Raw genomic sequence first — 24,353 nt, 5'->3', positions numbered from 1 at the left:
ATTATGAATAGATTTTGCAAATTTTTAACTCTTGGCTTTGCTGCTTTGATGATAGTAGGTTGCAGTGATAGCAAAAAAAGCAATGCTCCACAAGCCGCTCGAGCACTTCCAGTAAGTGTAACTGTAGCAAAAATGGGCGATATTCCTATTAATCTTGAATTTAACGGTCAAGTTGTAAGCGAGATGGATGTAATAATCAAAGGCAAGGTAACTGGCTCTATTGAAAAGCAGTTTTTTACTCCAGGTAGTATGGTTAAGCAAGGCGATAAACTATATCAAATTGATGAATCAAAATATAGAGCAATCTATAATGATAGATTAGCAAATTTTAAAAACGCTAAAGCTCAATATGATAGAGCAGTAAATCTAAAAGCTAAAAATGCAATATCGGCTAAGGAATTTGACGCAGCTAGTAGCGCATACGGCTCAGCTTTAGCAAATTTAAATAACGCTAAAATTGATTTAGATTACTCTGTGGTGACTGCACCTTTTGATGGAGTTATTGGCGATACACTTAAAGATGTTGGTTCATATGTTAGCACTACTGATAATGATTTAGTTCGAATCACAAAACTAAATCCAATATTTGTTGAATTTGGAATATCAGATCGTGATAGGCTTGATATTGATGAAAAAAGCAAAAGTGGCCAGTGGAAACAGCTACATTCAACAGTGCAGATAAAGTTAGCCAATGGTAATGAGTATAATGGAACTATAAGCTTTCTTGATAGCGTAGTAGATTCAAAAAGCGGCACTGTAAAAGCAAAAGCTAAATTTGATAATAATCAAACTCAAATTCGCCCAGGCGTATTTGCTGCTGTAAAAGTATATGGATTTTATCAAAAAGATGGATTTAAAATCCCACAAATTGCAGTATTACAAGATTTAGTAAATCCGTTTGTATATGTAGTAGAAAATGGTAAAGTATCAAAAAGAGCTATTAAAATAGCCTCTCAAGATGCCATTAGTGTTGTTGTATCAAGTGGATTAAAAGATGGAGATAAGGTAATTTTGGATAATTTTAAAAAGATTCAAGATGGCTCATCAGTCCAAATAGTAGAAACAAAAGGCGAGTAGATGTTTTCTAAATTTTTTATCAATCGTCCAGTTTTTGCCTGCGTAATATCTATTATTATAGTTTTAGCAGGTCTTATCGGTCTTAAAAATGCTGCTATAGAGGAGTATCCACAGCTTACGCCACCACAAATTGTGGTGCAAGCTACATATAGTGGCGCAGATGCTCAAACTATCGCAAGTGCAGTTGCAGCTCCATTAGAAGAGGCTATAAATGGCGTTGATGATATGATATATATGCAAAGCACATCAAGTTCAGCTGGTACAATGAGCTTAAATATTTTCTTTGAGATTGGCACAGATCCTCAAACTGCTTCAGTAAATGTAAATAATAGAGTAAGTCCAATTTTATCAAAACTTCCAGAAGAAGTTCGTAGAGTCGGTGTAAAAGTAGATGAAAGAAGTAGTAATATCTTAGAGGTTTTGGCTTTTTATGACCCAAGTAAAAAGATGAACGATACTGAGCTATCTAATTATGTAAGTATCAATGTTGCTGATGAGTTAAAACGCGTTAAGGGTGTAGGTGATGCTGTTGTAATTGGTAATAAAGAGTACTCTATGAGAGTATGGATAAAGCCAGATTTATTAAAGCATTATGATATGACTGTTAATGAAGTAATTAATGCTATCAAAGAACAAAACTCACAATATGCAGCTGGAAAGATAGGCGAACAACCTATGGCTACTGGAAATCCATATGTATATTCTATTAAGCCAGAAGGAAGACTAACTCAAATTAGCGAATTTGAAGATATTATAATTAGAGCTGATTTAAATGGAAATATTATTAGGTTAAAAGATGTTGCTAATGTTGAGCTTGGAGCTCAAAGTTATGCATTTTCTGGACGCTTTAATGGCGGTAGTATGATTCCAGTACTTATATTTTTACAAAGTGGAGCCAATGCTTTAGAAACCGCCCAAGCAGTTCAAGCCAGAGTTGAAGAGTTAAAAGATAATTTTCCAGGAGATATGACTTATAGAATAGCATATGATACGACTGAGTTTGTTCAAGTTTCAATTGATGAGGTTGTTAAGACTTTTATAGAAGCTATTATTTTAGTTGTAATTGTTATTTATATGTTCCTTGGAAATATTAGGGCTACATTTATTCCGCTGCTTACTGTTCCAGTATCAATTTTAGGTGCGTTTGCTGGAATTTATGTAATGGGATTTTCGGTAAATTTAATTACACTTTTTGCACTTATTTTAGCAATTGGAATTGTCGTTGATGATGCTATTATCGTTATAGAAAATGTGGAGCGTATTTTACATGAAGAGCCAAATTTAAGTGTCAAAGAGGCTACCATCAAGGCCATGGATGAGATTATGGCACCGGTTATATCTATTGTACTAGTTCTTTCAGCGGTATTTATTCCGGTTGCATTTATGGAGGGCTTTGTAGGTGTGATACAAAGGCAGTTTGCCCTAACCTTAGTTGTATCTGTGTGTATATCAGGACTTGTAGCCCTTACGCTTACTCCAGCACTTTGTGCGATAATACTACGCAAAAAAGAGAAACCACCATTTTGGTTTGTTCGTAAATTTAATGAATTTTTTGATTTTTCAACTAGGGTATTTTCTGCTGGTGTAGCTAAGATTTTACGTCATGTTATTATTAGTTTGATTAGTGTAGCGATTATTATATTTATGATGATTGAGCTATTTAAGGTTATTCCTAGCGGGCTTGTACCAGCTGAGGATAAAGGTAGTGTATTAACTATTATCAATCTACCTCCAGCATCTACTCTACCTAGAACGCTTGAAGATGCTGCGTTTATAGAGAGTATAGTATCTAAAAATCCAAATGTAAAAAGTGTTACTACGCTAACAGGCTATGATATGATGGCTGGATCGCTTAGAGAAAATGCTGGTATGATGTTTATTACACTTCAGCCGTGGGATGAGCGTCCAGGTAAAGAGAATGCAGCTGCGACAATAGCAGGGCAGTTTATGGGAACTCTATATGGTTCTGATAGAAACTCATTAGCCTTTGTTACGACTCCACCTCCTATTATGGGATTATCAATGACTGGAGGATTTGAGCTTTATGCGCAAAATATCACAGGTAAAAACTATAATCAAATAGAAGCTGATGTGCAAAGAGTTGTGGCTAAAGCAAATCAAAGCCCGGTTTTAACTCAAGTTAGAACTACGCTAGATACAAATTTCCCTCTATATAATTTAACTTTAGATAGAGAGAAAATCAAGATGATGGGAATCTCATTTAGCGATATATTTGATACGATAAATTCAACTATCGGTCAGTATTATGTAAATGATTTTAATATTCTTGGTAAAACATATAAAGTAAATATTAGAGCATATGAGAGTTATAGAGATTCGCCTGAAGATTTAGGGTTGCTTTATGTACGTAGTAGAAGCGGTGATTTAGTACCATTAGATTCTATTATGACTCTTACAAGAGGTTTGGGGCCTGATAATGTAGATAGATTTAATGGTTTCCCAGCAGCTAAGATTATGGGTGAGCCAAGGCCTGGATACACTTCAGGTGATTCTATTAAAGAGATTGAAAGAATCATTAAAGAGGAGCTTGGTAAAGAGTATAATATAGGCTGGGCAGGATCGGCATATCAAGAAGTTAGCAGTACTGGCAAGGGTGCTCAAGCTTTTGTGTTTGGACTTATATTTGTATTTTTGATTCTTGCAGCACAGTATGAGAGATGGCTAATGCCACTAGCAGTTGTAACGGCTGTGCCATTTTCGGTATTTGGAGCGTTAGCATTTACATATTTAAGAGGGCTTAGCAACGATGTTTATTTTGAGATTGGGTTACTTCTTTTAATAGGTTTAGCAGCCAAAAATGCGATTTTGATCGTTGAGTTTGCGATGCAAGAGCATTTAGCAGGCAAAAGTATAAAAGACGCTGCCATTAGTGCGTCTAAGATGAGATTTAGGCCGATTGTTATGACCTCTTTGGCATTTACTCTTGGGGTATTGCCTATGGCCTTAGCTACCGGCGCTGGAGCAGCATCACGCCACGCATTAGGCACTGGCGTTATCGGTGGTATGATAGCAGCATCTACTATTGCGATATTCTTTGTGCCACTATTTTTCTATATATTAGAAAGTTTTAATGAGTGGCTAGATAGAAAACGAGCTAAATTTGGAGCAAAAGATGAATAAGGTTATTACAATATTAATAGCAGCTATTATAAGTGGCTGCTCTCTTCGTCCTGATATGATTGAAATACAGCAAGAGTATAGATATCAAATGGATGTTTATAGCATCAATGAGAGTTGGTGGGAGAGTTTTGGTGATGAGAGGCTAAATTTACTCATTCAAAAAGCGCTGCAAAATAATAGTGATTTGTTAATTGCATTAAATAATATAGAAAAATCTAGAATTGCCCTAAGACTTGATAGAATAGAGTATTTACCAAATATATCTTTGCAAGGTGAAGCTAGCAAGAGCGATAAAGGCTATAATAATCCTACTGTTGAACAATTCTCTCTTAGTGCAGTATTAAGCTATGAGTTGGATTTATGGGGTAGAGTAAGAAATAAAGCTAATGCTAGTGAAGCTATATATAATGCTACTAAATTTGATTATGAAAGTGCTAGAATTAGTTTAGCAAGTAGTGTGGCTAATGCCTATTTTTTGCTAATTTCATTAAGAGAACAAGAGCAAATTTTAAAAGATACCCTAATCTCATATATCCAAAGTGTAGAGTATAGGGCTATGCAATTAGCTAGTGGTGAAATAGATGAGCTAGTATATGCCCAAACAGTAGCAACCGCAGATGAAGCTAGGGCCCAGCTAGCCGGATTACAAACTCAAATTTCACAAGCCAATTCAGCCCTTGCTATTTTAGTTGGTGGAAGTCTAGATGAAATTTTATACTCTGATATAAATGTCGCAACTAGATTGCCAAATTTACCACAAATTCCAAGTGGGATTAGTTCAGATATATTATTAAAAAGGGCTGATGTCGCAAGTGCGTTAGAGAGGCTAAAATCGAGTAATTATCTAGTTGGTGTAGCTAGAACTCAGTGGCTACCAAAAATATCACTTACTGGTATCTTTGGATATTCAAGTGCAGATTTAGATAATCTAATAAGCGTTAATAAATCTATTTGGAGCGTAGGCGGAAGTCTTATTGGGCCACTTCTTGATTTTGGAAGAACATATAATAGTGTTGAGATTGCAAATTTAGAACAAAACGCATCTTTTTTGGCTTATGATAAAGCGGTTAAAAATGCTTTTAGCGAGATTAGAACGGCTCTAGATAGTAGAAAAAACTCAATGATAAAAGCCCAAAGCACGGCAAATTTAGTCGCTAGCCAACAAAAGGTCTATGATATAGCTCAAAGTCGCTATGATGCTGGATATAGTAGCCATCTAGAGCTTTTGGACTCTCAAAGAAGTTTATTATCAGCAAAGCTTAGTTTAACAAGTGCAAATTTAGAGGCTGCAAATAGTGTAGTTGCCGTATTTAAGGCCTTTGGCGGTGGATTTGAGTATGAGAGCGATGAGGAAACTAAAGAGCTTTTAGGTATAAATGCAAATTCGCAAAATTAAATTAAATTTCAACTAAATATGCTATAATTGAGCCATTTTAAATTTTTTTAAGGAAAAGAATTGGATACTTACCCCATTATTATGATAATTTTGGCGGCCATTTTTATACTATTAAATGGCTTTTTTGTTTTATCTGAATTTTGTATTGTTAAGGTTAGAAGATCACGCTTAGAAGAGCTCGTCAAAGAAAAACGCCCCAATGCCAAACTCGCTCTAAGAATGTCAAATTCTCTAGATACCTATCTTAGTGCCACGCAGCTTGGCATTACACTTAGCTCTCTTGCACTTGGTTGGATCGGCGAGCCAGCTGTGGCCGATATCATCAGAGAGCCATTAAAAATTATATTTGATATTGATAATACAACTACTTTACACACGGTATCTTTTGTTATTGCTTTTAGCTTCATCACTCTTTTACATGTTGTCTTAGGCGAGCTAGTGCCAAAATCAGTAGCAATCGCCAAAGCCGAACAAGCCGTGCTTTTGGTTGCTAGACCATTATACTTTTTTTGGCTTATATTTTTTCCTGTTATACGCACATTTGATTTTGTAGCGGCTATGTTTTTAAAGCTTATTGGTATTAGACCTGCTAGAGAGAGCGAGTTAGCACACTCAGAAGAAGAGATTAAAATCATAGTCGGAGAGAGCTTAAAAGGCGGTGTTTTAGATAGTATGGAGAGCGAAATAATCAAAAATGCTGTGGATTTTAGCGATACAGTAGCCAAAGAGATTATGACGCCTCGTAAAGATGTGATCTGCTTAAATAAAAGATTAAGCTTTGAAGAGAATATGAGAATTGTAAGCCAAAGCAAATATACTAGATTTCCATATATAGATGGTAGCAAAGATAGCGTTTTGGGTATGATTCACATTAGAGATATATTACAAAATGACCTAGATGGCAAGATAGAAAATCTTGATAAAATAGTAAGAAAGCTTATTATTGTACCTGAAAATAGTTCAATTTCAAAGATTCTTGTAATGATGAATAAAGATAGAATCTCAGCTGCGCTAGTTGTTGATGAGTATGGCGGAACTGCTGGATTAGTAACTATGGAAGATATCATTGAAGAGATCGTAGGTGATATCAACGATGAACACGATGATAAAGATCAAAGCTATAAAAAAATCTCCGATGATACGTATGAATTTAATGGTAGATTTGAGCTTGAAGGTGTTGAGGAGATTATGGGAATTCACTTTGATGAAGAGACTGAGCAGCTTACGATTGGCGGATATGTCTTTAATTTATTTGAGCGTCTACCAGTAGTAGGCGATACTATAGAAGATCAAAACTGCTTATACGAAGTTGTTAAAATGGATGGAGCAAGTATTGGAGCTCTTAAAGTTACACTACTAAGCTCAAGTAGCGATGAAGAGGATTTTGATTAATAATCATCTTTAATATTTTAGCAATAAGCAAAATTTATAATTAAATTTTCTTATTGCTTTTTTCTTTAATTACATCCGTCTTTCATTTTCTTTTTACTTTATTATAATCCAATACAGTATATAACCAAAAACTATCAAATTCACTCTTATCCCATAGCCAACTTATTAACCACCCCAAAACCCACAAATTTAATTACACCCCCATAATATTTAATATTTCATCCAATCCAATCTAAATTCCACTCTAAAAATTATAAAATCACTTAGCCTAAATCTACAATATCTAATCTAAATTTTATAAATTTCTCAAATTTATTAAAAAATTTGCAATATTTTCTTCAAATTTATCAAAATCCCCCCCATATATAAACTTTTTAATATTTGGTTCGATATAATAAAAACACACCCTAAATGGATTTAAGTTTTATAGGGAAATATTAACACAAAGGAAAAGTTATGAGCTTTAGAATAAATACTAACATCGCAGCGATGAATGCTCACGCAAACTCACAAATCACAGATAGAGAGCTTACTAGCTCACTTGGTCGCCTAAGCTCAGGTCTTAGAATTCAAACAGCAGCTGATGATGCATCAGGTCTTGTTATTGCTGATTCACTAAAAAGCCAAGCTAGCTCATTAGGTCAAGCTATATCTAATGGTAATGATGCAATTGGTATTGTTCAAACTGCAGATAAAGCTATGGATGAACAGATTAAAATACTTGATACTATTAAAACCAAAGCTGTTCAAGCAGCACAAGATGGTCAAAATGCTGATTCTAGAAGAGCACTTCAAAATGATATTAGCAGACTTCTTGAAGAACTAGATATGATAGCTACTACTACAAGCTTTAATGGCCAACAGCTACTAAATGGAAATTTTTCAAACAAAAACTTCCAAATTGGTGCTTATAGTAATGAAACAGCTAAAGTAAGCATAGGTGCTACAAACTCAAATACAATTGGACATACTAGGTTTGAGACTGTTTTTAATACTGTTGTATCTACTGTCTCTACTTTATCAGCTCAAACCCTAACAGTAAAACTTAGTGGTGTTGATGGATATCCTAACGGTTATGAATTTCAAGCAATTGCTGGTACAGTATTAGCAAAAGATGGCTATAAAGCTGTAGCTGATATGATGAATGGCGTTTCAGATAAAACTGGTGTAAAAGTTAAAGTTAATAATACTCAGATTATGTCAGAAGCTGTTGGTGCTGGTACAATACAAGATTTAACAATTAATGGCGTAACAATCGGAAATATTACTGTAAAAGCTAATGATTCTGACAATGCTCTAATCGCTGCAATTAACGCTAAAAAAGATGAGACTGGAGTAGAAGCAAGTCTAGAAAATGGTCGCTTAGTTTTAGCTGCTAAAGATGGTAGAGCTATCAATGTAGACACACATTCTGTTAATAGTTTTACAATAGCTGGAGGCGTGAAAGGTAATTTTTCAGAAAAAGGTATTACATATTTAGGTCAATTAACTTTCATTCGCCAAGATGCTAGAGATATCAAAATAGGCCTACAAAATATGTCATTAATCGCTTCTCATGTATTTAGTGGCAATGCTGCAATATCTAATGCGGCTAACGCTAGCAAGGCATATAATCAAACATCGGTAAATCTTAAATATATGAACTCTGGTACAATTAGTGCTACAATGGCTAAAGCAATGGGATTTTTTAATGGTAACGCATCTAATGCCGGTCAAGAAGTAGACCAAGCCGGTGGCGTAAATACTTATGGTGGTGCTCAAGCTATGGTTGATGTAGCTGAAGCAGCTAGAAAAACTCTAGACAAGCTAAGAGCTGACCTAGGTTCAGTACAAAATCAATTAGTAGCTACTATAAATAATATTACAGTTACCCAAGTAAATGTAAAATCAGCTGAATCTCAAATAAGAGATGTAGACTTTGCTAGTGAGAGTGCAAACTTCTCTAAATTTAACATACTAGCCCAAAGCGGAAGCTACGCTATGAGTCAGGCAAATGCTGTACAACAAAATATATTAAGACTACTACAGTAGCTTAAATTTAAATCTTTAATAGCTTAAATTTACTCGCAATGCTTAGTCATTGCGAGGGTTTATGATATATACTAGAGATTTTATAGTAGAGCATATAAATTACTATGGCTTGTTAGTATAAGTCCTATGTAATCAAATCAATCAAAAAATCAAGAAAAATTATATCAATTTCTTTAATATCAAACAGAATTTAAATAAATTTGATAAAATACAAGCCAAATTTCACAAAAGAGGCAGATATGAATCCGATACTAAATACCGATAGTTATAAAATTTCACACTATTTGCAATACCCAAAAGATATTAAATTTATAAGCTCATATATTGAGTCTCGTGGTGGGCGGTGGAATCGCTTGTTATTTTATGGATTACAGATATTTTTGATGGAGTATCTAAGTCAAAAGATAAGCTACGATGATATAGATGAGGCTGATGAGTTTATCAAAGCACATGGGATGAAATGTAATAAAGATGGCTGGAAATATATAGTAGAGCATCATGGTGGGGTTTTGCCTTTAGAGATAGAGGCGGTGGCCGAAGGTAGCATTATACAAACTGAAAATGTCCTTTTACAGATTAAAAATACAGATCCGAATTTAGCGTGGCTTGTAGGGTATTTTGAGACGGCGATTTTGCGCTCAATTTGGTATCCTGTGGCCGTAGCGACTAATAGCTACTTTTGTAAGCAAAATATCTTACACTTTTTAAAAGAGAGCGGAACACCTGAAAATATCGATTTTGCCTTACATGATTTTGGTGCTAGGGGTGTTAGTAGCTTTGAGAGTGCTGGGATTGGTGGGAGCGCTCATATGGTGAATTTCAAAGGCTCTGATACCATCACAGGCGCGCTATTTGCGAAAAAATATTATGGTGCGGATATGGCGGCATTTAGCATACCAGCTAGCGAGCATAGCACGATGACTTCATGGGGCAAGGATGGGGAATTTCAAGCTTATGAGAATATGGTACAAAGCTACGGCGATGGGATTTTTGCTTGTGTGATTGATAGCTATGATACCTTAAATGCTATTGATTTATGGGGCAAACTCTTTGATAAGGTTAAAAAGCTAGGCGGCAAGGTGGTGCTTCGCCCAGATAGTGGCAATCCTGTGACAATGGCTAGTGAGTGTATAGAGAAGATGATGAGCCTAGCAGGATATAGCGTAAATTCCAAAGGTTATAAGGTCTTGCCAGATCATATAAGGCTTATATATGGCGATGGGATAAATCCGCAAAGTATAGAAGATATCTTAAATGAGCTTAAATTTAGAAAAATTAGTAGCGATAATATTGTCTTTGGTATGGGTGGGGCGTTGCTTCAACACTTAAATAGAGATACTCTAAGGTTTGCTATGAAGGTAAATGCCGTAAGTAGCGATGGGATAAAGTGGAGAGATGTATATAAAGATCCAGTTACAGATCCCAAAAAACGCTCAAAATCAGGTCGCTTAGCACTCATTAAAGAGAATGACCTATATAAAACTATAAGATTTGATGAGTTAAATGGTAGGCAAAATTGGCTAACTAAGGTATTTAAAGATGGTGAAATTTTACGCAAATTTAGCTTTGATGATATCAGGGCTAGGGCTAAGGAGTATGATTAATTTATAAATTTAGATAAAGGATAGAAAATGCATAGAAAAAAGATATATAATCCAGCATCAAATGAGACGCTAGGTGAGCGTAAAATTTTTAATGGCAATCCGCATGGAATTTTGAATTTCACAAAGGCCAAATATACTTGGGCGCTTAAACTTTGGGATCTTATGGAGGCAAATACTTGGTTTCCAAAAGAGGTTGATACTACTGATGATGTGCGTGACTATGCTTGTAATCTCACAGCGGCTGAAAAGCGTATGTATGATTTAGTGTGGAGCCAGCTTATCTCAATGGATAGTTTTCAGACAAACAATCTAGCCGATAATATAAACCCATATATAACTGCTCCTGAGATAAATGCTGTTCTAGCCCGTCAAGCTTATGAAGAGGCAAATCACTCAAAAAGCTATGCTGTAATGGTAGAGGCGATTTGTGATAATACTGATTTAATATATGAGATGGAAAAGCATGATGATGTCCTAAGGCGTAAAAATGATTATATCTCAAGCGTATATGAAGAGTTAGCCGGAGAGGTAACTGATGAGAAACTGCTTCTAGCTATGGTGGCAAATCAAATTCTAGAAGGGGTATATTTCTATAGTGGATTTACAGCGATTTATGCGCTAGCAAGGGCTGGAAAGATGCTTGGAAGCGCTCAAATGATAAGATTTATCCAAAGAGATGAGATAACTCATTTGTTATTATTTCAAAATATGATAAACTCAGTTCGCAAGGAGCGTCCAGATCTATTTACTCCACAAATTGAGGCTAAAATTTATGATATGTTTCAAAAGGCTGGAGCTTTAGAGATTGAATGGGGTAAATATATTACTCAAAATCAAATAATGGGCTTTACAGATGATATAATCGAGCAATATATAAAGTATTTAGTTGATGATAGGCTTACATCAATTGGGCTTAAAAAGCTATATAATGTAACTCATCCGATAAAATGGGTTGATGATTTTGCTAAATTTAATGACCAAAAATCAAATTTCTTTGAAAGCAAGGTTACAAATTATAGCAAAGGTAGCCTAAGCTTTGATGATTTCTAATCTTAAAACGCAAGTTTTAAGCTCTTTAGGAGCAGTTCGTAGAGCTAGCGAGCTTTGCGAATTTGCTAGTTCGCTTAAAAGTGGGGATTTAGCGCTTTGTGGCGAGCTGTGTGTTAGCGGTTATGAGAGACTTGATAGGATGTTTTGGCTGGATTTGGATGAAAATTTAGCCAATTTTTTAAAAAGTGGTGCATATCTAGGATATAGCTGCGAGTTTGATGGGTATAATGAGTTTAGGCTTTTAGGTTCAAATGGGCTTGAGTTTAAACAAAGAAAATATAAATTATTTAAGCCAAATGGCGAGGATAAAATTTTTAAATTTGGAAGTTTAGATGAGATTTCCATACGAGAAATAGCAGGGATAAAAGTTGGCGTTTTGATCTGTTTTGAGCTTAGATTTATAGATCTTTGGAGTAGATTGCGTGGCGCTGATGTTATACTAGTACCAGCAATGTGGGGGCAAAGCAGGCGTGAGCATTATGAGACTTTATGCAAGGCTTTGGCTCTGCAAAATCGTTGTTACACTTTAGCGTGTAGCGATGTGGATTTGAAATTTAGTGCAGTTTTTGCCCCTGATGGTAGCAAGGCAGATGTGGCTAAATTTGATATTAATTTGATTAAAAAATTTAGAAAATGGATAGATGATGAATAGTTTAGAAGCAGCAAAATGTCAAAAAATGAGCGATGAGATAGCAAATTTAGTAGAACTTAGCCCCTTGGTTTATAAGGCCTTTAGCAGTACGCCTAGGACGCCTTTTGTGCCGGTATCTATCAATGCTTTTAAGCTTGATGCGCATCCAATTGGTTCAAATCAGTGGATTAGTTCACCGCTAACTGTAGCTAAGATGACAATGGCACTAGAGGCCGAAAATTGCGATAATATACTAGAAATTGGCTGCGGTAGCGGATATCAAGCGGCGATTTTGGCTAAGATAGCAAGGCGTGTTTTTAGTGTGGAGAGGATCGAGGCGTTGGCAAATTCGGCTAAATCTTTGATGAAAAATTTAGGGATAAATAATGTATTTATACGATTTGATGATGGGAATTTAGGTTGGCGAAGCTATGCGCCTTATGATAGGATTATACTTAGTTGTTTTTGCCAAAGTGTGCCTGATAGGCTATTTAGCCAGCTTAAAGATGATGGAATTTTAGTCGCACCAGTAGCTAAGGATAATAAACAATATATCACACAATACAAAAAATCAAATGGCCAAATCATTAGCCAAATTTTAGATGAGTGTGTATTTGTCCCATTGCTTGATGGAACAGAACAGAGATAAAAAAGGAGTAATATGCCAACTTTAAACTGGGTAGGAAAAGATGAGGTTTTAAGATACAATCCACCTTATCACACGCTAGAGAAAAATATACTTTTAATGTTAAAAATAGTGATATTATGATAATCAAAAGGGGATAATCTGCTCTAAAAGCCCTTCTTTTGATTTCATTGTTTATTTCTTTGTTTAGGAGATTTTTAAGCGAGAATTACAAAAAGAATATCTTTTAAATCATCTTTTGATATGTAATCTTTGGCAATCTTAACAACTACATGTTCCATTTTGGTATAATATCGATTTGGGCAATCTAAGCCATTTACTTTAGCAAAATGACAACCAAGATAAATTGCAGCTCTTTTGTTGCCATCTAAAAAAGGATGAAATTTTACACAAGAAAAAATTATATGAGTCATTTTATCAAAAAAAGTTGGATAATAATCATCATTTTGTATCTGCTCTAATACTGAATTTAGGTATCCTATTTGAGTTTTATTATATCCTCCTAAACCACCTATTTCACGAATTATATCATCGTGAAAATCAATAGCACATCGCAAATCAAAATAATACATTATTTATCTTTTAAACGCATAAATACAGCTCTAATTTCTGGGTCTTTTAGTTTTTCTAATCCATATTGTCTAGTTTTTTCAAACTCTTCACGAGTAATCATACGAGATGTTTCTTTATTTTTTTTCTCAATATTTTTTTTGGTATTATTTACATTATTCATTTTATCTCCTTATTAGTTTGATTATTATATATTTTCAATATTATAAAATTACTTAAATGGAAATTATATTATGGATATTTGAGCTATAGTGGTTTAAAATTTATAATTTTTAATGTAATTTAAATGAATTTAAGCGAATTTAAAGTGATAAAAAGTAATAATTTTAATTATTAGACAAAATTATTTATCATATTTTTAAGGAAAATTTGTGAAAAAAATCTCAAAAATCACGCTATCATTAGTTTGTGCTTCTGTTTTATTATCAGCTACAAATTCCCTAGCGCAGGCTAATGATAAGGTTTATAGCGTTATAAATCTCCATAATGCCAAAGTAGAAAATCCAAATATAGATGGCAGTAGCATAGTAATTGGCGTTGTAGATAGCGTATTTAACACAAATAATCCGATAATAAAAGATAAATTAATAGGCGAGATAAATAACAGCATAGACCCAGATCGCTTCGCTGGTGGTGATAAGATTACTATGCTTCATGGCACTCAAGTATCATCTCTCATAGTGGGTAATAGCAGTGATCTAATGGGCGTGGCAAATGGTGCGACATTTTATGGCCTAGCATATCTAAATCCAAGCCCATTATACACAGGCGATATAAAAGCCGATATCCAAAAGATGATAGATAGTGACGTAAAGGTGATAAATCATAGCTATGTTAGCAATGGATTTGCTCTTATAAATCGCAAATGGGGCAATGGCCTAGAGGCTATAGCCCCAAATAGCCAAAATGGCAGCGCTATAAGCTACGATGAATTCCAAAAGCTCACACAAAGTGATATAAGTTTGCAAAGGGCTCAAGCCTTAGCTGAACTATCTAAAGAGCAAGGGATATTAAATATCGTTGGCGTAGGAAATGATGGTTTTAGCTCACCTAGGGCGAATTCTGTTTTGCCAAGCTATGATGAGAGCTATCGTGGGCTTTTGGCTGTTGGGGGCTTGAACGCTGATAAAATCACTATCCAAAATGACAAGATAACAATCGGTGGAATCACTGATGATGAGTGGAAAGCCGCAGCCGATAAATGGAGCCAAGGCACAGGCGATAAAAGCAAGGTAATCCTAAATGAGCTAATTAATAAGCAAGGGATCTATACTTATAGCAATTTTTTTGCTGGATCAGCCTCGCTTTATGGTATTATGGCGCCGGCTCAAAACATAGTAACAGCTAATGGTAGATATGGCTATACATATTATGATGCTAATAATGGGTATAAAGAACAAACAGACCTAACCACCACTATCACAGATTCTGGGACTAGCTTTGCTGCGCCGCTTGTGAGTGGGGTGGCAGCTTTGGTAGAGCAGAAGTTTCCATTTTTAAATGGCTCACAAATCGGCGATATCTTGCTAACTACGGCTAATAAAAATGTAGAGACTCCAAATTTAGTAGTAACCAAAAATGTCGGCAAAACTGGCTCGGCTGAATTTTATAGCATTTTTTATATCGATAAAGATGTACCAACAAATGGTAGCGGTATAGACTGGGAACAAGTCAAAAAAGATTTAGTAGCAGCTGGATTTAAATCAAGCCAAAATGATGAAAGCATAGCAGAATATATCATAAAAAATCTATTAAAAAGCGATGCCGATGTGAGTAACGGTCTTAAAGCAAATTCGGTAGCAGTGATGAAACTAAGCAAAGAAGATTTCATCGGTAGTGGTATTTTAGACGCTCAAAAAGCCTTAAAAGGCTTAGCAGCGCTAAATATAAATCGCCTAAATCCTAGTAATATAGAGAGCTTTGATAATAAATATTATGGATTTTACACCATCAATACAAATGGGCTAAATGGCACATTCACAAATAATATAGATGAGATAAAATGGGATGATAAATACCATCTAAGTGACGCTACAAACTCCCTTAAAAGTGATGATAGAGTAAATGCGAATTTATCCACTTTACAAGCTGGATTTATAAAAACTGGCGATGGGACTTTGAAATTTAGCCAAAATACTCTAAATTATTCTGGCCCTACGATAGCTCGTGGCGGGATTTTAGAATTTGATAGAGTAACAGCGGAGAATTCAGCTCTCTATGCTGATAATGGTGGTCAAATCATAATATCAGGCGAAACTAACGCTAATAAAAATCTATATGCTATAAATGGCGGTGAGGCTAGAATAATTGGCAAATTAACAAATGGTGATATTTTTGCTAGAAATCGTGGTTTGATAAGCGGAACTGGAACCATAGCCAAAAATCTCATCAATGAAAGCGGTATTGTGATGCCTGGTGGAGCGGGTCAAATCGGCGTTTTAAATATAAATGGCACATATACCCAAAATCAAAACGCAAGCCTACACATAAATTTTAATAACCAAGCAAACTCAGATATCATCGCTACAAACTATGATATCAAGGGCGGAAATTTGGTTTATATCCCGCTTAGTGGGGAGTTTTTCAAAACTGGGCAAGAGATTAAAATTGATTTTGATAAGCTTAGTGAGAATGGAAATCTAGATAAATTTACTAATATCTCAGTCCTAGGTACAAGCACTTTAAATTTTAAACTAAAAGACAATAATACAATAATATCAAGTGAAAATACCAACAATTCCGGTAACCAAAATAACAATTCTGGCAACCAATCTGGAAATCAATCCGGTAACCAATCTGGCAACCAAAACAATAATTCTGGCAACCAAAACAATAATTCCGGTAACCAATCTGGCAACCAAAACAATAATTCCGGCAACCAATCTGGTAACCAAAATAACAATTCTGGAAATCAATCCGGTAACCAAAATAATGAAAATACCAACAATTCTGGAAATCAATCTGGAAATCAATCTGGAAATCAATCCGGTAACCAATCTGGAAATCAAAACAACAATTCTGGAAATCAATCCGGTAACCAAAATAATGAAAACACCAACAATTCTGGCAACCAAAATAATGAAAACACTAACAATTCTGGAAACCAATCCGGTAACCAAAACAACAATTCTGGAAATAGCAACACCATAATAGTAGAAATAAAAGAAGATGCCTATAAACCTACAAACTCCTCACAAGCGACAAACTTGGCAGTATCTAAGTCATTGATACAGATTAGAAATTCAGCGAATTTAAGCCCAAAATATCAACAATTCTTTGGAGAATTAGATACAACAAGCAATAATCGTAAAAAAGAAATTCTATCAAGTGTAAATTCAAAAGATATCTCAAGATCCGCAGGAGAAGCTGCGACCTTCACAGGTAGAACTTTAGGCCAACAAACATTGCCATTTGCAACTCTTCAAAGTGGCGCTACAAAGGTCGCTACTATAGCTAAGAATTCGAAATTAGCTCTTATAAATAGCGATATGACTGATAGTATGGTCTATGATATCTTAGAGAGTTATAACGCAGCTTTGAGTAAAAGCGAGATTTTCAGTAGGGTTTCATACTCATATTTTAAAGGCGATAACTATAATATCGATACATATTCTGTGAATTTAGGTACCAACAAATGGGTAAGCGATGATGTGAAATTGGGTGCGTTTTTGAACTATTCTCACCAAAAAGGGGATTATGGATTCTCAGATATTACAAGCAAGTTAATATCTGTGGGTTTAGCTGGTTTAAAAGATTTTGGCGATTTTAATTTAATAGCTAGCGTGGATGTCGGTATGGGATTTAATGATACGAGTCGTTATATCCTAACCTCAAGTGATGAGCTAAAAGCCGATTATAATAGCTATTTTGTCTCAACTGGGCTTGGTCTATCAAAAGATTTTGAGATAAATGATAGCTTTACTTGGACGCCGATATCTATGCTAAATTATATATATACTAAGCAAGATGGATTTGAAGAGAGTGGCGGTATATTGGCTAAGGGGTATAAAGATATATCTATAAATAGCTTAAATTTAAGTCTAGGTGGCAATATAGCTTACAATATCGCTACCCAAAACAATCTTTTTGCTACTTTAAATGGCTTTGCCTTTTATACAAGGCGATTAAATAGTGATAGTTTTAGTAGTACAGAGTATTTTGTAGATGCTAAAAATAATCTTTGGACACAAACAACTAAGCTAAATACCGATAGTGTCTATTTTGGTGCTGATGCTAATATCGAAAAGGGTAATAAATTTATAAACTTTTTAGTCTCAAGCGAGATAACCAAAGATACACATAGTATAAATACTGCTATTAGGGCAGGGATTAGATTTTAAGAGTGAAATTATAATTTTATGAAAAGCAATAAGTGGAGAAATTTAGCGATAAATTATAAAAATTTATCGCTACCGGCCTTTAAGCCTAGAAAACGAAATTTAATATCCGCTGATCTATATAAAAATATAATTTATCGCTATTTTGATGAGCTTGGAGAAGACTACTAGAAGAAAATGGAAATATAAATGAAAGCATAAGCAGTGAAAAAATAAAAGAATATATATATATTTTAGTGAGACAAAAGAAAAATATGAACAAAATGATAGCGATTTTTTAGGTGAGTGCAATGGAGTGGCTTATTATTTTATCTACAAAAAAGATGAAGTAACTACACTAGATTTTGAGTATTTAGTAAATTTAAAAAAGGCTAGTAGTTATGTGATTTATGCTGATGTATGTGTGCTTAGTGATGAGACTATGATGAAATACAATATAACTTTCAAAAAAAATTCCAAGAGATATTAAAAAGGTGTAAAAATGGAGCTAAAAGTATCAAGAAATCAAAGATAGGTTAAGAGCTGGTAATATAGATACAAGCTCTTAAGAGTTTGAAAATTAATGATATTTTAAGTTGTTTTAAGGTATATGATATAATCATATAAAGGAGGACAAATAAGCTTTTCCGATTTTATAAAAGAGCAAGCAATTGCTAAATCAGCTGATTATGATTTTGGAAATTTAAAGTATGTCAATAAGCATAGTTTAACTTCAATTGAATATACATTCGACAAATCACCCTTTGTTCATAAAGTATTTTATAATGGTGAAGAATTTTACTTTTATAAAAGGGAGTCATTTCATATCTTATCTAGAATAGTCCCCGAAGATTATCCAACTAAAGCTAACCCAAATGGAACTAAGGATAGGTATAGTCCTGTCGCTATGATAAGATTAATACCTACAGATAAAATTAAAAGAATAGGTTATAAGAATGTTTATGAAGTTAGCGCCGTGGAAGTCGATAGAGATTTGCGAGGTAATAGAATAGGTAAATTACTATATTATCTATCTACTGTGGTTTTAGGCTATACGCTTTTAGGTGACTCTGAACAATATGAAAATGCTAGGAGAATGTATTACTCATTCAGCCATAATCCGGGGTTTACAGTTGATATAATAAAATTAGGTTATGGTATCTTAGAAAAAAATGTAAATCTAAATGATCACAACGATGAAAGAGCTTGGAGTACAACACCAGATAAAGTAGGAAAGCTACATAGAGTGGTTCTTAAAAGTGTAACTATGGAGTCTAAAGTAATAGTTGAAAAATTAAAATAGACTAATTTAAGCGCTTATCATCCAAATAAATACACTAAAAGTATATTCAAAGGTTTGCTGTGTTTAAGAGTATAGCTAAGAACTTAGTGCCAAAAAATTACAAATCCAATCAATTTATTATGGATGCTTGAAAAATTTAAACGCTAGTTTTATTTATGAGCTTAGAAATGATAATGCTTTAAACGAAAATGATTTAAAAAACTATATAGAGCGTATAGTAAATAATCTAAGCGATGAAAGAAAAGCAAAATTATTAGATGAAATAGACGCATACACAATAAAAATAAAAAATAAAATTAAAGAGCTAAAAAGTGAATATAGAGAAAAAGTATTTTATGATTTGCTAAATAAAGGCAATATTAAAATAGAAAATACCTTTAGCTTTCAGCCAATAATACAAGCTTCTAAACTAAGCTCTTTGCGTGATAAATCCCTATATGAAGAAGAAATAGATAATTTAAACTCACTAGAAAATAGGCTTTTAACCGAAATCGTATCACTAAATAACATAAAATGGTGGCATAGAAATAAAGATATGAAACCTAGATTTTGCATAAATACTTTTATCAATCATTACCCAGATTTTATAATTTGTACTGAAAATGAAAATATTATAATGGTAGAAGTAAAAGGCGATGATAGAACAAATGATGATAGTAGAATAAAACTCAAATTAGGCTCAAAGTGGGCTGATAAAGCTGGAGATAAATATTTTTATTTCATGGTGTTTGAAAATAGTAAAATTGAAGGCTCTTTATTAGTAGATGAGCTTATTGATACTATAAAAGAGTTGTGATATTTAAATTTCGCCATATTTGTAAATTTATTTAAGAGTTTTATACTCTTATTTAATATTTTAGGCTATAATTTCAAATCTCAAATTTAATCAAAGGATAAAATATGTTAGAGTTAAGAAACCTACCATTTGACCCAAATTCCAACGCAGTAGTGAGTAAAGAAGCCTGTGATTATCACCATGGCAAACACCACCAAACATATGTAAATAATTACAATAATCTAACAAAAGATAGCGACCTAGCTAAAGCTAGTCTATTTGATGTACTTGTAAATTCACAAGGCGGATTATTTAATAATGCTGCACAAGTGTATAATCACGATTTTTACTGGGATTGTATAGCGAAAAAAAGCGATAAAAGCAGTGAGCTTGAAGCAGCTTTAAAAAGCGATTTTAAAGACTTTAAAGCTGAATTTATCAGCTCTGCTACTACACTTTTTGGCTCAGGCTGGACATGGCTAGTTTATAACCCAAACACAAGCAAACTAGAGATTAAAAATACTTCAAATGCTGCTACTCCAGTAACTGATGGTCTAGTGCCACTACTTGTAGTAGATGTATGGGAGCATGCATATTACATTGATAGTCGCAATGCTCGTCCAGCGTATTTAGAAAAATTTTATGAAAATATCAACTGGGATTTTGTAAGCACAGCTTACGAATGGGCGAAAAAAGAGGGATTAAACTCAGTTAAATTCTACATCGATGAGCTTCATCCAGTAGCTAGTTGCTGCGGACATTGCGGTTGTAATTAATCATTTTAAATACTAAATTTGGCTAGAAAATAGATAAAAATTTATTTTTATCACAAAGATGGTAAAGCCATTATATTATTTGAGATTTAGCTCCAACTTTGCTGGAGCTAAAAATTTAAAATTATTTATCACTTTTGCAAGCAAGATCGCAATATATAACAAATTTAAATCTTTTTCTCCCATGCAAGTGCTGAGGCAATTATAGTCTTTAGATTATCCTTTTTAGGCTTCCAAGATGTAAGATTTCTAAGCTTAGATGAATCTGCTATAAGCACAGCAGGATCGCCTAAGCGTCTTGGCGCATCTATTACTTCAAAATCCACACCGCTTATTTTCTTAGCAGTATTTATAACCTCAAGTACGCTAAATCCATGCCCATATCCGACATTAAAGATATCACTATCATTGCTATTTAAATAATCCAAAACCGCTAAATGTGCACTAGCAAGGTCTTCGATATGAATATAATCTCTAATACAAGTTCCATCTTTAGTATCATAATCACGCCCAAAAATACTCATATTTGCTCTTTTGCCAGTTATTGTTTGTGTAGCAACTTTAATTAAATGAGTTGCGTTTGGATAGTTTTGACCGATTAAAGAGTCGCTTGAAGCGCCTGCGACATTAAAATATCTTAAAATTCCATACTTAAATTTGCTATTTGCAGCGGCTGCGTCTTTTAAAATTTGCTCACTCATTAGCTTTGATGTACCATATGGATTTATAGGATTTTGTGGGCTATTTTCACATACTACTCCATCTTTTGGCTCACCATAAGTTGCAGCTGTAGAGCTAAATATAAACTTCTCTACGCCAAATTCCACCGCAAGATTAATAAGATTTGCTGTATTTGCAGTATTGTTTAGATAGTATTTTAATGGATTTTGCATACTCTCAAACACCTCTATATACGCAGCAAAATGTATAATAGCATCAAATTTATGCGAAGCAAAAATCTCTTTAAGATGAGCAGTATCTGCTAAATCGCATTTGATAAAATCAAATTTGCCTACACTCTCAAGCGCTACTAATGCATCTTGTGAACCACTATAAAAATTATCAATTACAGTTATCTTATCAGCTGCACGTTCTAATAAAGCTTTTAATACATGCGAACCAATATATCCAGCACCACCAGTTATCAAAATATTCATTTCTACTCCTTAAATTTGCAATATTATAGCCAATTTAACTCCTATCTTGGCTATAAATTTGACTTTTATTTAATTTATTGGATTAGATTATGCTAAAAGTCTTTTTGGCAAAGAGATCTTATATTAAATGTTATCTTTTTTACGACTAAAATATACCATATCTTTATCCTTTTTAATTATATTAAATTCAAATTTTTTATAAAGCGTTATAGCTCTTAAATTATCTATAAAAGCTTTAGCTAAAATCTCTTTAACACACAGCCTATTAAACGCATAATCTACAACCACTTCCATAAGCAAATCGCCCATACCACGCAAATCTGGACTAGCATATATCCCAAATTCACAAGAGTTTTTAGAGATATTTACAAATGAGATCACTCCAATTGCTAAATCATCTTTATAAGCTAAAAAATATATTTTATCATTAGAACTACTAAGAGTATCTATAAATCTTATATGCTCATTCCACTCTATACTTTTATTTATCATATAGCTAGCAATTTTAGGGTTGTTTCGCCAATTATAAATCATCTTTATCTCTTTAGTATCTAAGCTAGTAAAATTGACAAGCTTTATACCATTAATCAAGCTTTCTAGCATCTATTTCCTCACTTTTATCAACCCAACCATACTCGCACCACTCTAGTTTTTCATTATCGATATTTTTAAATTTCCTATCACACTCCCATTTGCCCATACCTAGCATTCGCATCGTCTGACCATATCTGTAGCCCTCTTTTTGCTCTTTTGTTTTTGGCTCATATAGCATTAGTGCATTTAAGCTAACGATCAATACGCATAAAAATATAATTTTTTTCATCTATTCACCTCTTTTAATTCGTAAAAATACTGGAAATCTTGGCTTATTATTATTGGTTAGATTTTGAAATTTATATGTGATTATGGTGCCTATTTTTGGGGGATTTTTTCGTATTTCATCACTAAATCCAGATCCAATTTTAAATTTAATTTTACTAAAAATATCTACACAATCTACTGAACCCATAGCACCTTCATACTTACCTTTACCATTATTTATAGCTACTATTTGACACTCACTATCATTCCACTTTTTTAATTTTAGTATTTTATCGCTTCGGCCACTTATATATGATGCATTTGGATCACGAACTACTATACCTTCGCCACATTTACTTACAATCTCATCTAAAAAGGCAAAAGCATGGAGATTGTTTTGAATATAAGTTTGCTTTACAACTTTTATAAAACTACTTGGATTTAGGCTTAAAAACTCTTCTAAATAGGCCATTTTATCACTTAAATTTCCATCAAATTTAGGTAGATCAAATACCATATACTTAATATTTTGCCATGCTTTCATATCAGGATTTTTATCTAGTACTATAGAAGCAATTAGCTCAAACTCTCCTCTATTGCTCCACAGCTCTCCATCAAGTGCAAAATCTGGCAATTGAGCTATAAAGCTAGATGGTGCATTAATTATATTACCATTACGACTTTTTAACTCCTTGCCATCCCAAATAGCACGCACGCCATCATATTTTTCGCTCATCATCCATCCAGTTAGATTTTCATCTTTATACTCTTTAAGAAGCATTACAGAAGAAAAAGCACTAGAACAAACTAGCCAAATTAATAAACATATCCTAATCATCTACGCCCTAATCTATCAAGTTCATTTTTTATATATCTATCAAATACTATGCTATAACTCATATCTGATTTTTGGGTGTTTAGATACTCATTCATCAAGCTTAAATAATTAGCATAATCATCTAAATTTAACCTGCCACGCAATAATTCATATTTTAAAAATAACCAATATGTATTTAGCGTATCAGATTCACAATATTCATCAATTTTATCTTGCTCTCCATTATAGTATAAGTTCATAACCTCATCGCCACAAACATCATATTTACCAGGCAGATTTAAACTAGCACAAAGCAGATCTAGCTTTAGCCCGCTTACAGTCTTAAAATCGCTAATATGATCAAGCAAATCAAGATGAAAAACTCCATCATACCTACTTCTATAATTGCACCATTTATCCTTGCCATTAGCCCTATCATTGGTGTTAAAATACTCACTAGCTTCTATATTATAACGCATCGCTCTTATCATCAGCATAGGCAGATCAAAGCCTCTACCATTATAACTTACAAGTCTAGGATTATGCTCATTTATAAATTTAATAAATTCAGCTATTTTTTTCTCTTCACTATCTCCAGCAATTGTAGATACTCTTTTAAATCTACCAAACTCATCAGCTATTACTGCACTAATAGTTACTACTTTATGAAAACAAACTGGCAAAAACTCACTTCCACTTAGCTCTTTTTGCGCCTCAAGTGCCATTTGTGCTACGCTCTTATCGTCACCTTCATAACCATAAGCCTCTCTTAAAGAATCACAATCAGGCACAGTCTCACAATCAAATACGCATATATAACCGCTCATAAATTACCAACTTTTAATCAAATTTAGATAAAATAATAGCAAAAAA

22 protein-coding genes are annotated in these 24,353 nt (G+C 33.8%); 15 read left to right on the top strand and 7 right to left on the bottom strand.

The features are described 5' to 3' along the window. The first annotated feature begins 3 nt into the window (after positions 1-3). The 9 genes from CIGN_RS07645 (at position 4) to CIGN_RS07605 (ending at position 12,971) form a co-directional block, all read left to right on the top strand. Positions 4-1,077 carry an efflux RND transporter periplasmic adaptor subunit gene (locus tag CIGN_RS07645; RefSeq protein ID WP_086251240.1) on the top strand — a complete coding sequence of 358 codons (1,074 nt, stop codon included), beginning with the start codon at positions 4-6 and terminating at the stop codon, positions 1,075-1,077. Next, positions 1,078-4,218, top strand: coding sequence for an efflux RND transporter permease subunit (locus CIGN_RS07640; RefSeq protein WP_086251239.1), 3,141 nt, complete (start codon positions 1,078-1,080; stop codon positions 4,216-4,218). Continuing rightward, complete coding sequence (locus CIGN_RS07635) at positions 4,211-5,614, top strand: efflux transporter outer membrane subunit (RefSeq protein ID WP_086303109.1); 1,404 nt, start codon at positions 4,211-4,213, stop codon at positions 5,612-5,614. Before CIGN_RS07640 ends, CIGN_RS07635 begins: the two co-directional genes overlap by 8 nt. An 81-nt stretch (positions 5,615-5,695) precedes the next feature. Next, the gene (locus CIGN_RS07630) at positions 5,696-7,006 is read left to right on the top strand and encodes a hemolysin family protein (RefSeq protein ID WP_086226639.1); all 1,311 of its coding nucleotides are present in this window, start codon (positions 5,696-5,698) and stop codon (positions 7,004-7,006) included. Between the two features lie 456 nt (positions 7,007-7,462). Continuing rightward, the gene (locus tag CIGN_RS07625; protein WP_086302783.1) at positions 7,463-9,037 is read left to right on the top strand and encodes a flagellin B; all 1,575 of its coding nucleotides are present in this window, start codon (positions 7,463-7,465) and stop codon (positions 9,035-9,037) included. Between the two features lie 200 nt (positions 9,038-9,237). Then, a complete protein-coding gene (locus tag CIGN_RS07620) occupies positions 9,238-10,641 on the top strand; it encodes a nicotinate phosphoribosyltransferase (protein ID WP_236844756.1) in 1,404 nt (467 codons plus the stop codon). 27 nt (positions 10,642-10,668) lie between these two features. After that, on the top strand, positions 10,669-11,691 hold the full coding sequence (locus CIGN_RS07615; protein WP_086241553.1) for a ribonucleotide-diphosphate reductase subunit beta: 1,023 nt from the start codon (positions 10,669-10,671) through the stop codon (positions 11,689-11,691). Next, positions 11,681-12,343, top strand: coding sequence for a carbon-nitrogen hydrolase family protein (locus CIGN_RS07610; protein ID WP_086280661.1), 663 nt, complete (start codon positions 11,681-11,683; stop codon positions 12,341-12,343). Before CIGN_RS07615 ends, CIGN_RS07610 begins: the two co-directional genes overlap by 11 nt. After that, complete coding sequence (locus tag CIGN_RS07605; protein WP_086303107.1) at positions 12,336-12,971, top strand: protein-L-isoaspartate(D-aspartate) O-methyltransferase; 636 nt, start codon at positions 12,336-12,338, stop codon at positions 12,969-12,971. Before CIGN_RS07610 ends, CIGN_RS07605 begins: the two co-directional genes overlap by 8 nt. A 194-nt stretch (positions 12,972-13,165) precedes the next feature. Here the strand turns inward: CIGN_RS07605 and CIGN_RS07600 are convergent, their stop codons facing one another. Further along, positions 13,166-13,540: a type II toxin-antitoxin system death-on-curing family toxin gene (locus tag CIGN_RS07600; protein ID WP_086303105.1), complete on the bottom strand. Its 375-nt coding sequence runs from the start codon at positions 13,538-13,540 to the stop codon at positions 13,166-13,168. Further along, entirely contained in the window at positions 13,540-13,701 is a 162-nt protein-coding gene (locus CIGN_RS08240; protein ID WP_181892539.1) for a hypothetical protein, read from the bottom strand. Before CIGN_RS08240 ends, CIGN_RS07600 begins: the two co-directional genes overlap by 1 nt. Before the next feature lie 208 nt (positions 13,702-13,909). On the opposite strand from CIGN_RS08240, the gene CIGN_RS07595 reads away from it, so the two are divergent. The 6 genes from CIGN_RS07595 (at position 13,910) to sodB (ending at position 20,708) form a co-directional block, all read left to right on the top strand. Further along, entirely contained in the window at positions 13,910-17,878 is a 3,969-nt protein-coding gene (locus CIGN_RS07595; protein WP_086303103.1) for a S8 family peptidase, read from the top strand. Between the two features lie 18 nt (positions 17,879-17,896). Next, positions 17,897-18,046, top strand: coding sequence for a hypothetical protein (locus tag CIGN_RS08235; protein WP_187692240.1), 150 nt, complete (start codon positions 17,897-17,899; stop codon positions 18,044-18,046). A gap of 124 nt (positions 18,047-18,170) precedes the next feature. Beyond that, the gene (locus CIGN_RS08230; protein ID WP_181892538.1) at positions 18,171-18,344 is read left to right on the top strand and encodes a hypothetical protein; all 174 of its coding nucleotides are present in this window, start codon (positions 18,171-18,173) and stop codon (positions 18,342-18,344) included. A gap of 486 nt (positions 18,345-18,830) precedes the next feature. Continuing rightward, positions 18,831-19,157, top strand: a complete 327-nt coding sequence (locus CIGN_RS07590) for a hypothetical protein (protein WP_202819622.1) — start codon at positions 18,831-18,833, stop codon at positions 19,155-19,157. Positions 19,158-19,284: 127 nt separating this feature from the next. After that, positions 19,285-19,953, top strand: a complete 669-nt coding sequence (locus CIGN_RS07585) for a hypothetical protein (RefSeq protein WP_086303099.1) — start codon at positions 19,285-19,287, stop codon at positions 19,951-19,953. Positions 19,954-20,057: 104 nt separating this feature from the next. After that, the gene (gene sodB, locus CIGN_RS07580) at positions 20,058-20,708 is read left to right on the top strand and encodes a superoxide dismutase [Fe] (protein ID WP_086234771.1); all 651 of its coding nucleotides are present in this window, start codon (positions 20,058-20,060) and stop codon (positions 20,706-20,708) included. Between the two features lie 164 nt (positions 20,709-20,872). Here sodB and galE read toward each other — a convergent pair whose 3' ends face one another. The 5 genes from galE to CIGN_RS07555 form a co-directional block, all read right to left on the bottom strand. Beyond that, positions 20,873-21,862, bottom strand: a complete 990-nt coding sequence (gene galE / locus CIGN_RS07575) for a UDP-glucose 4-epimerase GalE (protein ID WP_086303097.1) — start codon at positions 21,860-21,862, stop codon at positions 20,873-20,875. 123 nt (positions 21,863-21,985) lie between these two features. Beyond that, complete coding sequence (pseH, locus tag CIGN_RS07570) at positions 21,986-22,465, bottom strand: UDP-4-amino-4,6-dideoxy-N-acetyl-beta-L-altrosamine N-acetyltransferase (protein ID WP_086303095.1); 480 nt, start codon at positions 22,463-22,465, stop codon at positions 21,986-21,988. Then, positions 22,446-22,685, bottom strand: a complete 240-nt coding sequence (locus CIGN_RS07565) for a hypothetical protein (protein ID WP_086225290.1) — start codon at positions 22,683-22,685, stop codon at positions 22,446-22,448. The genes pseH and CIGN_RS07565 overlap by 20 nt, the downstream gene beginning before the upstream one ends. Continuing rightward, entirely contained in the window at positions 22,686-23,501 is an 816-nt protein-coding gene (locus tag CIGN_RS07560) for a DNA ligase (RefSeq protein WP_086303093.1), read from the bottom strand. After that, positions 23,498-24,307 (bottom strand): 3'-5' exonuclease, encoded by an 810-nt coding sequence (locus tag CIGN_RS07555; protein WP_086232659.1) that lies wholly within the window; start codon positions 24,305-24,307, stop codon positions 23,498-23,500. The genes CIGN_RS07560 and CIGN_RS07555 overlap by 4 nt, the downstream gene beginning before the upstream one ends. Positions 24,308-24,353 lie beyond the last annotated feature (46 nt).

The sequence above is a fragment of the Campylobacter devanensis genome, from assembly GCF_002139915.1.
Taxonomy (GTDB): Bacteria; Campylobacterota; Campylobacteria; order Campylobacterales; family Campylobacteraceae; genus Campylobacter; species Campylobacter devanensis.
This window is presented reverse-complemented; position numbering and strand designations above follow the sequence as displayed.